The sequence below is a fragment of the Aminomonas paucivorans DSM 12260 genome (assembly GCF_000165795.1).
Classification (GTDB): Bacteria; Synergistota; Synergistia; order Synergistales; family Synergistaceae; genus Aminomonas; species Aminomonas paucivorans.
The window spans coordinates 371,065-383,534 of sequence record NZ_CM001022.1 but is presented as its reverse complement, the minus strand read 5'-3'; the positions used below and the strand labels follow the sequence as shown (position 1 = coordinate 383,534).

Genomic DNA, 12,470 nt, shown 5'->3' with positions numbered 1-12,470 from the left:
TGGCGCCCCCCTGACCGAAAGGGGCCGCGCGCCGCCCGAGGAGGCACAAGAACGTCATGGCCGATTACCACGCCCTGTGGGAAAGCCTGGGCATGGACCTGGACACCCACGATCAGCTCTGCGCGGCTCTCCCCCCCCTGTTCGAGGAGACCTTCCTGAACCAGACCGACCGCCCCGAGGGGATGGACTACTTCAACATGGTCATCGCGGAGGTGCACGGCCTCCGGATCCAGGAGCTGGCGGACCACAAGGCCCGAGGTGGCCTGGTGGTGGGCTCCTTCTGCGTCTACGTCCCCGAAGAGATCGTCTCCGCCCTGGGGGGCGTCCTCGTGGGGCTGTGTGCGGGCTCCCAGTTCTGGGTCCCCGCGGGGGAGAAGGTGCTGCCCCGCTCCCTCTGCCCCCTCATCAAGGCCGGGCTGGGGGCCAAGCTCTCCCGCACCTGTCCCTACTTCCAGTCCGTGGACCTGGTGGTGGGGGAAAACACCTGCGACGGCAAGAAGAAGGCCTGGGAGATCCTGGGGCAGCACGTCCCCATGCACGTGATGGACCTGCCCAATCGCAAGTCCCCTGCGGGCTTCGCCCTGTGGCGGGAGGAGATCCGGCGGCTGACGGAGGAGCTGGAGCGCCGCACCGGCCGGACCCTCACCTACGAGAACCTCCTGGAGGCGACCCGGCGGGTGGACGACAAGAGGCGGGCCCTCCAGAAACTCCACGGAACCCGCAAAAACGACCCCTCTCCCCTTTCGGGGACCGACGCCCTGGTGACCACCCAGATCGCCTTCTACGACGACGTGCCGCGCTACACCGCCATGACGAACCAGCTGGCGGAGGAGTGCCTGGCCCGGATCGCCCAGGGAAAGGGGGCCTTCCCCGTGGGGACGAAGCGGGTCCTCCTCACCGGGACCCCCGTGGTGGTGCCCAACTGGAAGATCCACCACCTCATCGAGACCAGCGGCGCCGTGGTGGTGGGGGAGGAGAACTGCACCGGCTCCCGCTACTACGAGAGCACCACCGACCTCTCGGGGGTCCGCGACCTGCCCTCCCTCCTGGACGCCCTGGCCCACCGCTACCTGGACGGGATCCACTGCGCCTGCTTCAGTCCCAACGAGGAACGGTTCGACGACGTGGTGCGCCTGGCCCGGGAGACCGGAGCCCAGGGGGTGGTGGACGCCACCCTGAGCTTCTGCACCACCTACCAGGTGGAGGGGGAGAACCTGCGCCGCCGCCTGGCCCAGGAGGGCATCCCCCTGCTTTCCCTGGAGACGGACTACACCCCCGGGGACGAGGGACAGCTGCGCACCCGCATCGAGGCCTTCCTCGAAAACCTGGGTTAGGAGACGGGATGGAGCGTTTCGGACCTCCCCCTTCGGGGCAGTCCACGGGGGGAAGCGGCCCTCCGTGGAGCTACGCCCTCTTCCGGACCGCCACCGACGGCTTCCGGCTCCACCGATCTCTGCGGGTACAGGGGCTGCCCCATGCCCTCTGCCCCACCCCCCGGCACCTGGCGGCGAGCTGCGGCCTGGCCCTGCGCTTCGCCTCGGACCTGGAAGGGGAGGTTCAGCGCTTCGCCGACGCCCTTTCGGTGCCCGTGGACCTGGTATGCGAAGGACGGCCCCTCCGGGAGGGGCCCTGCGGGGGCCTCGGAGCCTCCGGCGACGAAAGGACGTGAACGCCTTGGCACGAAACACCTTCGCCCTCACCCTGGGGGCCCTCTGCGTGGTGACCAACCTGGCCCTGGGGACGACGGTCCAGGCCCTCCAGATCCCCCTGCTCTTTCTGGACACCCTGGGCACCATCCTGGGGGCGGCTCTGCTGGGGCCCTTCCAGGGGGCCCTCATCGGCCTGTGCACCAACCTGATCCAGGGGGTCCTCACCAACCCCCGGGACATCCCCTTCGCCCTGGTGAACGTGACGGTGGGGCTCGTGGTGGGCTTCGCGGCCCGGCGCTTCCGCTTCTCCGTTCCCGTGGCAGCCGCCGTGGGCCTGGTCCTGGCGGTGCTGTGCCCCCTGGTGGGCACCCCCATCGCCGTGTGGATCTACGGGGGCCTTACCGGGGGCGGCACGGACTTCCTCTTCCTGTGGCTGATGAAGAGCGGCCAGGACATCTTCACCGCCGCCTTCCTGCCCCGCATCGCCGGAAACCTGGTGGACAAGGTGGCCAGCTGCGTCCTGGTGGCCCTCCTCCTCCCCCGGCTCCCCGCCCGCTACCGGACCCGGGAGGCATCCGACAAAGCATGACCCGTCGGCTGATCCTCCTGGCCCACTGCCTCCTCAACGGCTCCGCGAAACTGCGGGGCAACGACGCCCCGGCGGTCCTGGAACCCCTGGTGCTCCCCCTGATCCGGGAGGGCTTCGGGGTGATCCAGCTCCCCTGTCCCGAGACCACCTACCTGGGCCTGCGGCGCTGGGGGATGACCTCGGAGCAGTACGACACCCCTCCCTTCCGGCGGCACTGTCGCCGCATCCTGGAGCCCCTGCTGGACCAGGTGGAGGATTCCCTCCGGGAGAGCTTCCGGGTGGCGGGGGTGGTGGGCCCGGAGGGTAGCCCCAGCTGCGGGGTGGGGTGCACCTGCGGGGGCTTCTGCGGCGGGGAACCCGCCGAGGGGGTCCCGGAGGCGCGGCGGATCCCCGGACCGGGGGTCTTCATGGACCAGCTTCGCCTCTGCCTGGAGGAGCGGGGACTCTTCCTCCCCTTCGCGGGGGTGGACGAAGGCAATCCGGAGGGGTGCCGCCCGGCGGCCCTCTCCTTCGCCCCCTTGGGGGCATTCTCCCGTCCCGACGGGGACGGACAAGGAGGTTTCAGATCATGATGCAGATCGACGCGACGGGCAAACCCTGCCCCCAGCCGGTGATGCTGGCCAAGGCGGCGGTGGACGGAGGGGCGGCGTCCCTGGAGGTGACGGTGGACAACCCCGTCTCCGCCTCCAACGTGACCCGGTTCCTGGAGAGCCAGGGATACTCCGTGACCCCCGGTGGAGAGGTCCCCCGGCTGGTGCTCAAGGCGGAGAAGACCGGCGAGGCGGGACCCGCCCCCGCCCTGACCTGCCCCTCCTCCCCCGCCACGGGGGACTACGGGGTGCTCCTCCTCTCCCGCACCCTGGGGAGCGAATCCCCGGAGCTGGGGGATGCCCTCATGAAGGCCTTCCTGGGCACCCTGGCCCAGCGGACCCCCCTGCCCTCGGTGCTGGCTCTGATGAACGGGGCGGTCTTCTTGGCCCTGAAGGACTCCTCCGCCCACGAGACCCTGGGGGAGATGGCCGCCAAGGGGGTGCGGGTGCTGGTGTGCGGCACCTGCACGAAGCACTTCGACGTCACCGATCGGGTGGCGGTGGGCACCATCTCCAACATGTTCGAGATCACCGAGGCCGTATACGGCACCGCCAAGCCCGTGGTGATGGGCTGATCCCATGGCCCTCTACCTGAACAACGCCGCCACCACCTGGCCCAAGCCGGACTGCGTGCCCGAGGCCATGGCGGCGTTCCTCCGCACGGGGGGAGCCAACCTGGCCCGGGGCTCCGCGGCATCCCGGGACCTCTCCACCCTGGACCTGGTGACCACCTGCCGGGAGCGCGTCTCCTCTCTCCTGGGGGGACACGCCGGGGGGGACCCGCGCTACGTCACCTTCACCGCCAACGTCACCGAATCCCTGAACGTGGTGCTCAAGGGGCTGCTGCGGCCGGGAATGCGGGTCCTCACCTCCTCCATGGAACACAACGGAGTGGTGCGCCCCCTGCGCCGCCTGGAGGCCGAAGGGGTGCGGTTGGAGGTGCTGCCCTGCTCCCCCGAGGGTTTCCTGGCCCCCCGGACCCTGGAGGAGGCCCTGAGAGAACCCGCGGACCTGGCGGTGCTGTCCCACGGCAGCAACGTCTGCGGCGCCCTGCAGGACCTGGACGCCCTGGCCCCTCTCTGCGCCCGCGCAAAGGTTCCCCTGGTGCTGGACGCCGCCCAGACCGCCGGGGTGGTGCCCTTGGACGCGGCTCGGTGGGACCTGGGGGCCCTGTGCTTCACCGGCCACAAGGGACTCATGGGCCCCCAGGGGGTGGGGGGGATCCTCTGGAGACCCGACCTGGCGGAGCGCTGCGCCCCCTTCGTGGAAGGGGGCACGGGCAGCTTCTCCCACGAGGAGACCCAGCCCACCACCCTGCCGGACAAGTTCGAGGCGGGGACCCCGAACCTTCCGGGCATCGCGGGGCTCGCCGCGGCCCTGGAGTGGCTTGCCGGGACGGGGATCGAGGTCGTGGCGGAGCGGGAACACCGCCTGGGAGCCCGTCTCCTGGCGGGGCTCCTGGCCGTGCCGGGGCTGACCCTCCACGGCCCCCGGGACGGGTCGAACCGGCTGTCCGTGTTCGCCCTGAACCTGGCCGGGTGGGACAACGGCACCCTGGCCCTGGAGCTTTCGGACCGCTACGGCATCGAGTCCCGCCCGGGGTTGCACTGCTCCCCCCTGGCGCACCGCACCCTGGGGACCTTCCCCCAGGGGGCCCTGCGCCTCTCCCCGGGGTACTTCAACACCCCCGAAGAGATGGACCGGACAGTCCGGGCCCTGGAGGAGCTGGCCCGAGAGGGCCGCTAGATCCCTTTGGGACGGAGAGGAGGTGACGCCGTGGATCGAGCCGCCTGAACCCGCCCCCCGGCGCCGGAAGGCGCCGTAGGCAACACCAATCTGAAGAAGAAGGTGATGTTGTGCTCGAACCGCTGGATCGTCCTCTCACCTCCTCCTGGGGCCCCGTCCTGACGGGGATCGTGGTGGGAATCCTGGCCCCGGTGCTGGTACGCCTGGGCAACCCCGGCAACATGGGGATCTGCGTGGCCTGCTTCACCCGGGACATCGCCGGAGCCCTGGGGCTCCATCGCGCGGGGGTGGTGCAGTACCTCCGCCCGGAGATTCTGGGCCTCCTCCTGGGGTCCTTCGGGGCCTCCCTGCTCTTCCGGGAGTACCGCCCCCGCTCCGGTTCCGCCCCGGTAGTCCGTTTCTTCCTGGGCTTCTTCGCCATGATCGGGGCCCTCATCTTCCTGGGCTGCCCCTGGAGGGCCTACCTGCGCCTCTCCGGGGGAGACCTCACCGCCCTGGGGGGCATCGCGGGCCTCCTGGCGGGCATCGGCCTGGGGATCGGCTTCTTGTGGAACGGCTTCAACCTGGGTCGGGCCCACCCCTCCACCCGGGCTTCCGGGTACGTGATGCCCCTGATCACGGTGGGGCTGCTGGCCCTGCTGGTGGCGGCCCCCCTCATGGGGCGCACCCCCGACGGGGACGCCACGGGACCGATCTTCTTCTCCCTCAAGGGACCGGGTTCCCAGCACGCTCCCCTGCTGGTCGCCCTGGGAGTGGGGCTGCTGGTGGGCTGGATGGGACAGCGCAGCCGCTTCTGCACCGTGGGGGCCTTCCGGGACCTCATGATGCTCAAGGACCCCCACCTCTTCCGGGGCATCGCCGCCCTGATCGTGGCCGCCGCCGCCACGAACCTGGCCCTGGGACAGTTCCACCTGGGAACCACGGGCCAGCCGGTGGCCCACACGAACCACCTCTGGAACTTCCTGGGCATGGTCCTCTCCGGCTTGGCCTTCACCCTGGCGGGGGGCTGCCCGGGGCGGCAGTTCATCCTGAGCGGCGAAGGGGACGGGGACTCGGCGGTCTTCGTCCTGGGCATGCTGGTGGGAGCTGCGGCCGCCCACAACTTCACCCTGGCCAGCTCCGCCAAGGGCCCCACCCCCTACGTGCTGGGGGCCTGGATCGTGGGGATGCTGTTCTGCCTGGCGGTGGGCTTCCTGAACCGCCGGGAGAACGTGTGAGGAGGGTACGCTCATGACCGAACGGATCCTTGTGGACGCCCGGGGGCTCTCCTGCCCCCAGCCGGTGCTGGAGACGAAGAAGGCCGCGGACGCCCACGCGGGCAAGGCCCTGGAGGTCCTGGTGAGTTCCGTCACCTCCCGGGAGAACGTGTCCCGCTTCGCCCGGGGACAGGGTTTCCGGGTCTCCTCGGAAGCCACCCCGGAGGGGGACTTCCGGGTCCTGCTGGACCGCTAGGAGGGCACGCGCACCGCTTCGGGGGGCCCTGAAGGCCCCCCGATTTGTCACCCCGTGCGGGAAGTCTGTGAACGGATCACCTTGTTTTCATGACGCCCTCTGCCTATCTTCCTCCTCGGAGACCCGTCTCGCCGTACCCCTCTTCCCCCAAAAGGCCTCTCCCATCCCTTGAAGAACGAGTGGTGACCCCCATGAACCCGACCCTGCCCGAACCCTCCCGGGAGGTGCTGCGCGACCTCCTGGACCTTCTGGACGCCGCCGACGGAGCCCTGCGCTCCTTCGCCCGAGAGCAGAGGGAGGACCTTCGCCTCTCCCGGACCGACGCGGCGGGGCTGCTTGCGGAGCTGGAGGGGAACCGCTCCTCCCTGGAACGGGCCTGCGGGGAGATGGAGGGAAGCCGCCGGACCTCCTCCGCCCTCGTCGGGGAGGCGGAGGACCTGAAGAACCGCCTGGAGGACACGGTGGCCCGGGGAAACGAGAGCGCCCGGATCATGGAGGAGGCCACGGAGTCCCTGGAGGCCATGAACCGCTCCTTCCAGGGGGTCCAGTCCCTGGTGGCCTCCCTGGCGGGGGTGGCGGTGGAGGTGGCGGGGATGCTCTCGGGCATCGAGAAGGTGGCCAAGCAGACGAACCTCCTGGCCCTCAACGCGGCCATCGAGGCGGCCCGGGCGGGGGAGCACGGCCGGGGCTTCGCGGTGGTGGCGGACGAGGTGCGCAAACTGGCGGGGGAGAGCACGGTCATCACCAAACGCATCGGCGCCCTCATGGGCACCCTGGGGGAGCGCACCGCAGAGACCCGGTCGGTGCTGGAGGACTTCCGGGAGAACAAGGAACGAACCGTGGAGGGCATCCACTCGGGACGCCGCACCCTCCAGGCCTCCCTGGAGGGTCTTTCGGACGCCTCGAAGCGCCTGGACGCCATGGCGAAGCAGGTGAAGGCCCAGGACCGCACGGAAGGCACCGTGCTGGAGGAAACCTGCGCCATCGGCCACCGGATCCGGGAGGTTCTGGCTCTCTCCGCCGTCCAGGACCGGCGCAACCGTTCCCTGGTGGAGACGGCGGACCGCTGCGCGGCGGAGGGACAGGAGCGGTTCGCCCGCATCCAGGCCCTGCGCCGCAGCCCGGAAGTCCGGGCCCTGGATCGGGGGAGGGGGATCCTGGCGGTGGGGCACGACGACGCCTACGCCCCCTGGGTGAGCCTCTCCGGAGGGGTCTCCGAGGGCACCGGGGTGGAGACGGCCCGACGGGCCGCGAAGGCCCTGGGGCTGACCCCCCGGTTCGTGGGGGCCCCCTGGGCCCGGGTCTTCCCCCTGCTGGTGGAGGGGGACATCGACGTGATCCTCAACGCAGGATGGCCCAACTCGTACTTCGACGCCTTCCCCGTGGCGGCCACCCGGCCCTACGGGCGCATGCAGACCCGGATCTACGGGGCGAATCGGGACGGCCTGGGCCGCCCCCGAAGGATCGACCTGGACCCCCGGAACCTCTCGGGACGCTCCATCGGCGTCCAGAGAGGGGGCACGGGAAACCTCATCGCCCTGCTCCGGTCCCGGGGAGCCCGAGTGACGGAGATGGAGGACGACGCGGCCAGCTTTGCGGAACACCTCTGGGGCCGCCTGGACGGGGTGGCGGCGGAGACCCGGGTGGCGGACCACCTGAACCGGACCCGCTTCGACGGGGCCTTCGTCCCCCTAGGGGACCCCCTGGAGGACATCCAGGTGGTCTGCCTGGTGCACCGGGATCGGCGGGACCTGCTGGAGAGGCTGAACTCCGTTCTGGCCTGAGCCCCCCCTTCGACGGTCCGCCCGGGGCTTCTGCCTAAAGGGAGCCCAGGACCTCCCGCACCGCCCCGAAGGCCCCCTCCGCCAGGACCTCCAGGTCCTCCTCCGTGACGGCGTAGGGGGGAAGGAAGTACACCACCTCCCCCAGGGGCCGCAGCAGCACCCCCCGGTCCAGGGCGGCCCGGGCGATGCGCCGTCCCAGGCGCAGGTCCGGGGAGAAGGACGCACGGGTCCCCGGGTCCGCCACCAGCTCCAGGGCCCCCACCAGCCCGATCTGCCGGTACTCTCCCAGGTGGGGACACCGGGGCAGCTCCGAGGCCACCCGCTCCCGCAGGAACCGCCCCAGCCGGGCCACCCGGTCCAGGATCCCCTCCTCCTCGAAGAGGTCCAGCACCGTGCAGGCCAGGGCGCAGCCCAGGGGGCTGCCGGAGTAGCTGTGGCTGTGCAGGAACGCCTGCCGCCCCCCCCCGCCGTAGAAGGCCCGGTAGATCTCCTCCGAGGCCAGGACGACGGAGAAGGGGATCATCCCTCCGGTGATGCCCTTGGAGAGACACATCAGGTCCGGGACCACCCCCGCCTGCTGGCAGGCGAAGAGGGTCCCCGTGCGGCCGAAGCCCATGGCGATCTCGTCGTCGATGAGGTGGATCCCCAGATCGGAACAGACCCGCCGAAGCCCCGCCAGGTAGGCGGGAGGGTACACCCGCATCCCCGCCGCCCCCTGCACCAGGGGCTCCACGATGACCCCGCAGAGACTCTCCCCGTGGGCCTCCAGGGTGCGCCGGTCCCGGTCCAGGCAGGGGACGCCGCAACCCTCCCGGGTCAGGCCGTAGGGACACCGGAAGCAGTCCGGCCCCTCCACCCGCACCCCCGGCCGGAGGAGGGGCCGGTAGACCTCCCCGTAGAGCCCCAGGTCCCCCACCCCCAGGGCCCCCAGGGTCTCCCCGTGGTAGGAACCCCCCAGGTGGGCGAAACGGGTCCGCCCCACCGCCCCGGCGTTGCGGTGGGCGTGGAAGCTCATCTTCAGGGCGGTCTCCACGGCGCAGGACCCGTTGTCGGCGTAGAAGACCCGGGGAAGCCCCGAGAGGGCGGCGAGGCGCTCCCCCAGCTCGATGGCGGGGTCGTGGGTGCACCCCGCGAAGAGGCAGTGGTCCAGTCTCTCCGCCTGTCGGGCCAGGGTCTCCACCAGCCTCGGGTGGCCGTGGCCGAAGAGGTTCACCCACCAGGAGGAGATGCCGTCCAGGATCCGGCGCCCCGTCTCGTCCTCCAGCCAGACCCCCCGGGCGGAGCGCACCGCCAGGGGGGGCCACTCCTCGTGGTCCGCCATCTGGGTGCAGGGGTGCCAGTTGTGGGCCAGGTCCCGCCTCTGCCGTTCCGTGAAGGTTTCGCTCATCCCGTCCTCCCCTCCCCCAGGGCCGCCTCGAAGCGCCCCCAGGTCCCTTCGTCCCAGAGGGAGACGAAGCTCTCCCGCTGCGCCGCCGTCCAGTCCCTCGGCCGTTCCGGCAGGTCCGCCCGGGGCAGGACCCCCAGCAGGGGGGCTCCCGCCATCCGCTCCATCCAGAGCAGGTTGTCCCGCTCCACCGGGTCCTGCGGCCGGTGGCCGCAGACCACCACCCCCAGCAGGGGGATGCCCCGACCCCGGGCGAAGGCGGCGGAGAGGGCGGTGTGGTTCAGGGAACCCAGCCCCGGGGCGGCGACCAGCACCGCCGGCAGCCCCGAAGCCGCCGCCAGGTCCGCCATCAGGGTGCCCCGGTCGTCCAGGGGCACCGCCAGCCCCCCCGCCCCCTCCACCACCAGGGGATCCCGGATCGTCCGCCACCGGGCCAGTTCCTCGTCCATGCGCCCCCGGTCCACGGGGCGCCCCTCCAGCCGCGCCGCCAGGTGGGGGGAGACGGGGGTCTCGTAGACGCACCCCCCCAGGGAGACGGGGTCGTCCCCCAGCCCCGAGGCTTCCGCCGCCCAGAGGGCGTCGGCGGCCGCCAGGCCCCCCGGGGTGCGCACCCCCCCGCTGGCCACGGGCTTGTAGTACCCCGCCTCCCGGCCCCGGCGACGCAGCCCCGCCACCAGAAAGCCCGAAACGAAGGTCTTCCCCACGTCGGTGCCCGTTCCCAGCACCCAGAAGGCCCGCCCCATCACCCCACCTCCCGTCCCAGCCGGGCGAAGAGCTGTCGGTCCTGTTCCCACCCCGGCCCGGGGGTGGTGAGGTAGTCCCCCGCCAGCACCCCGTCCACGGGCCCCAGGAGGGCCGCCTCCTGGTCCGATCCCACCCGGGCCCGTCCCCCGGCGAAGCGGATCCGCGCTCGGGGCAGCACGAACCGGAAGACCGAGGCGACGCGCAGGAACTCTCCCGGCTCCAGGGAGGGGCGGCTCTCCAGGGGCGTGCCGGGGAGGGGCACCAGCACGTTCAGGGGCACGGAGACCGCCCCGGCCTCCCGCACCGCCAGGGCCAGGTCTACCCGGTCCTCCCACCCCTCCCCCATCCCCAAAAGCCCCCCGGAGCACACCTCCAGCCCCGCCGCCCGGGCCGCCGCCAGGGAACGGAGCTTGTCTTCGAACCGGTGGGTGGTGCAGACCCGGGGGAAGAACCCGGGCCCCGTCTCCAGGTTGCCGTGAAGCCGCCGAAGCCCCGCCTCCGCCAGCTCCCGGGCCTGAGCCTCGTCCACCAGCCCCGGGGAGGCGCACAGGTGCAGGTCCGTCTCCTTCCGAAGCCGCCGGATCAGGGACACCATCCGACGGAACAGTCCCTCCTCCGGGACCCGGCCGGAGACCACCAGGGAGAAGAACCGGGCCCCCCGGCTCCGAGCCCGCCGGGCCGCCGCCAGCACCTCCTCGTCCTCCATCCGTCGGGGGACGCACCGGGTGTTCCAGCGGGCGGACTGGGCGCAGAAGGCGCAGTCCTCCCCGCAGGCCCCGGAGGCAAAGGGGACGATGGCGCAGAGCTGGAGAGTCCGCCCCGAGAAGGCCTCCCGGATCCGGGAAGCCCCCTCCAGCAGATCCGGGAGGGGAGCGTCCCGAAGCGCCAGGGCCTCCTCCCGACAGACCCCCTCCCCCCGGGAGACGACCCGATCCACCAGGGAGCGGACCTCCCCGGGGCTCATCGGAAGACCCCCAGCCGCCGCAGCCGCACCGCCCCCAGGGCGATGAGGCCGCAGAGCACCAGGTCTCCCCCCAGGGGAGCCAGAAAGCCGTAGGTGACCGCCCAGCGCACCGTCCGGGGATCCCCCAGGTGGAGGTTGAAGACCCCCCAAAGCCAGGGCACCCCCAGGGCGTAGACCCCCAGCACCCCCGCCAGGGCAACCCCGTAGGCCTTCAGGAGGGTCAGGGGACCCCGGGCAAGGCATCCCACCAGGGGGGCGGCGGCCAGAAAACCCAGGAGATAGCCGAAGGAGGGCTGGAACACGTAGGCGGGGCCGCCCCCGGCGGTGAACACGGGCAGCCCCGCCAGCCCCAGGGCCAGGTAGATCCCCTGGGAAGCGAAGCCCCCCTTGGCCCCCAGCAGGAACCCCGCCAGGGCGCAGAAAAAGTACTGCAGGGTGAAGGGAACGAAGGGCAGGGGCACCCGCAGGAACGCCCCTACCGCCGTCAGGGCGGCGAAAAGCCCCGCCCGCACCCAGAACCGGGTGGCCGAACCTGCGGGAACCGGCGAAACGGGGACCGGCTCTCTGATCTCCATGGATCCCACCTCCGACAACGAGATGCGGGGACCGTACCTCCGAGGGGGCGTTATGTCAATGATTTTTTTTGAATGGTTGACACGTGGGGTACCCGGGGCGTGATCTCCCGTTGGGTCCGCTGGGAGATCGGAGGGATCGACCAGCACGTCCTCCTGAGGGGCAACCCCCAGGGGCCTCCCCTGCTGGTGCTCCACGGGGGTCCCGGAAGACCCCTGAGCTGTCTTGCCGGGGGCTTCCCCCGGGAGATGGAGGCCCGGTTCCTGGTGGCCCACTGGGACCAGCGGGGGGCGGGGCGCTCCTGGTCTCCCCGGGTGCCCCCGGAGACCCTGTGTCCTCGCCGCCTGGCGGAGGACGGGGTGGAGGTGGCCCGCCGTCTGGGAAGCGACTTCGGGGGACGTAAGGTAGCTCTTCTGGGCCATTCCTGGGGGAGCGAGCTGGGGGTAGGGATGATCCTGCGGGACCCGGAACCCTTCTCGGCCCTGCTGGGGGTGGGACAAGTGGTGGACGACCCCCGGGCCCGGAGAACCCAGAGGGCCTTCCTGGCCTCCCGGGGGCTGCGGCTTCCCCGAAGGACCGGGGACCTCTACGGACACCTGCTGCGCTTCGGGGGGGTGTTCCACCGCCGGTCCACCCCCCTGCTCCTCTGGAAGGCCTTCGCCGCCTCCCGGACCTACCGGCTTCGGGACCTGCCGGGGCTCCTCCGGGGAGCCTGGTTCTCCGCCCGGCACTTCCGCTTCCAGGGCCCTCCGGTGGCTTCGGTGCGCCGCCTGCCCGTGCCGGTCCTGCTGGCCCAGGGACTCCACGACCTGGTGACCCCTCCGGGACTGGCGCACCGCTGGCTTCGGGACCTGGAGGCCCCCCGGAAGGACTGGATCCCCTTCCGGGCCTCGGGGCATTTCCCCTTCTTCGAGGAACCGGAGGCCTTCGGCCGGGTCCTGGAAGAGCGCCTCCTCCCCCTGGCGGAGGCGCTCTGAACGAGGCGAGGGGCGCCC

14 protein-coding genes and 1 pseudogene are annotated in these 12,470 nt (G+C 71.7%); 11 read left to right on the top strand and 4 right to left on the bottom strand.

The window, feature by feature from the left end; all coding sequences use genetic code 11:
- Positions 1 to 56: 56 nt before the first annotated feature.
- The 10 genes and pseudogenes from APAU_RS01685 to APAU_RS14850 all read left to right on the top strand — a co-directional run bounded on the left by APAU_RS01685 (position 57) and on the right by APAU_RS14850 (position 7,810).
- On the top strand, positions 57 to 1,334 hold the full coding sequence (locus tag APAU_RS01685) for a double-cubane-cluster-containing anaerobic reductase (protein WP_006299924.1): 1,278 nt from the start codon (positions 57 to 59) through the stop codon (positions 1,332 to 1,334).
- A gap of 8 nt (positions 1,335 to 1,342) precedes the next feature.
- Positions 1,343 to 1,669, top strand: coding sequence for a DUF3343 domain-containing protein (locus APAU_RS01680; RefSeq protein WP_006299923.1), 327 nt, complete (start codon positions 1,343 to 1,345; stop codon positions 1,667 to 1,669).
- A 5-nt stretch (positions 1,670 to 1,674) separates the two neighbouring features.
- Positions 1,675 to 2,238, top strand: a complete 564-nt coding sequence (locus APAU_RS01675; protein ID WP_006299922.1) for a CD3073 family putative ECF transporter S component — start codon at positions 1,675 to 1,677, stop codon at positions 2,236 to 2,238.
- A complete protein-coding gene (locus APAU_RS01670; protein WP_006299921.1) occupies positions 2,235 to 2,810 on the top strand; it encodes a CD3072 family TudS-related putative desulfidase in 576 nt (191 codons plus the stop codon). Before APAU_RS01675 ends, APAU_RS01670 begins: the two co-directional genes overlap by 4 nt.
- Positions 2,807 to 3,403: a sulfurtransferase-like selenium metabolism protein YedF gene (gene yedF / locus APAU_RS01665; RefSeq protein ID WP_006299920.1), complete on the top strand. Its 597-nt coding sequence runs from the start codon at positions 2,807 to 2,809 to the stop codon at positions 3,401 to 3,403. Before APAU_RS01670 ends, yedF begins: the two co-directional genes overlap by 4 nt.
- A 4-nt stretch (positions 3,404 to 3,407) precedes the next feature.
- The gene (locus APAU_RS01660; RefSeq protein ID WP_006299919.1) at positions 3,408 to 4,574 is read left to right on the top strand and encodes an aminotransferase class V-fold PLP-dependent enzyme; all 1,167 of its coding nucleotides are present in this window, start codon (positions 3,408 to 3,410) and stop codon (positions 4,572 to 4,574) included.
- A gap of 110 nt (positions 4,575 to 4,684) precedes the next feature.
- Entirely contained in the window at positions 4,685 to 5,791 is a 1,107-nt protein-coding gene (gene yedE, locus APAU_RS01655) for a YedE family putative selenium transporter (protein ID WP_006299918.1), read from the top strand.
- A 13-nt stretch (positions 5,792 to 5,804) separates the two neighbouring features.
- Entirely contained in the window at positions 5,805 to 6,026 is a 222-nt protein-coding gene (locus APAU_RS01650) for a sulfurtransferase TusA family protein (RefSeq protein WP_006299917.1), read from the top strand.
- 89 nt (positions 6,027 to 6,115) lie between these two features.
- A pseudogene (locus APAU_RS14855) lies at positions 6,116 to 6,925 on the top strand (methyl-accepting chemotaxis protein); the annotation flags it as partial.
- A 21-nt stretch (positions 6,926 to 6,946) separates the two neighbouring features.
- A complete protein-coding gene (locus APAU_RS14850; RefSeq protein ID WP_232207790.1) occupies positions 6,947 to 7,810 on the top strand; it encodes a substrate-binding periplasmic protein in 864 nt (287 codons plus the stop codon).
- 34 nt (positions 7,811 to 7,844) lie between these two features.
- Here the strand turns inward: APAU_RS14850 and bioA are convergent, their stop codons facing one another.
- From bioA to APAU_RS01625, 4 genes are read right to left on the bottom strand one after another with little or no spacing between them, the layout of a single operon-like run.
- Positions 7,845 to 9,197 (bottom strand): adenosylmethionine--8-amino-7-oxononanoate transaminase, encoded by a 1,353-nt coding sequence (gene bioA, locus APAU_RS01640; protein WP_006299915.1) that lies wholly within the window; start codon positions 9,195 to 9,197, stop codon positions 7,845 to 7,847.
- A complete protein-coding gene (bioD, locus tag APAU_RS01635; protein WP_006299914.1) occupies positions 9,194 to 9,937 on the bottom strand; it encodes a dethiobiotin synthase in 744 nt (247 codons plus the stop codon). Before bioD ends, bioA begins: the two co-directional genes overlap by 4 nt.
- Positions 9,937 to 10,902 (bottom strand): biotin synthase BioB, encoded by a 966-nt coding sequence (bioB, locus tag APAU_RS01630; protein ID WP_006299913.1) that lies wholly within the window; start codon positions 10,900 to 10,902, stop codon positions 9,937 to 9,939. The genes bioD and bioB overlap by 1 nt, the downstream gene beginning before the upstream one ends.
- Positions 10,899 to 11,477, bottom strand: coding sequence for a biotin transporter BioY (locus tag APAU_RS01625; RefSeq protein WP_006299912.1), 579 nt, complete (start codon positions 11,475 to 11,477; stop codon positions 10,899 to 10,901). Before APAU_RS01625 ends, bioB begins: the two co-directional genes overlap by 4 nt.
- 72 nt (positions 11,478 to 11,549) lie before the next feature.
- Here APAU_RS01625 and APAU_RS01620 point away from each other — a divergent pair, with 72 nt between their 5' ends.
- Complete coding sequence (locus APAU_RS01620) at positions 11,550 to 12,452, top strand: alpha/beta fold hydrolase (protein ID WP_006299911.1); 903 nt, start codon at positions 11,550 to 11,552, stop codon at positions 12,450 to 12,452.
- The last annotated feature ends 18 nt before the right edge of the window (positions 12,453 to 12,470 follow it).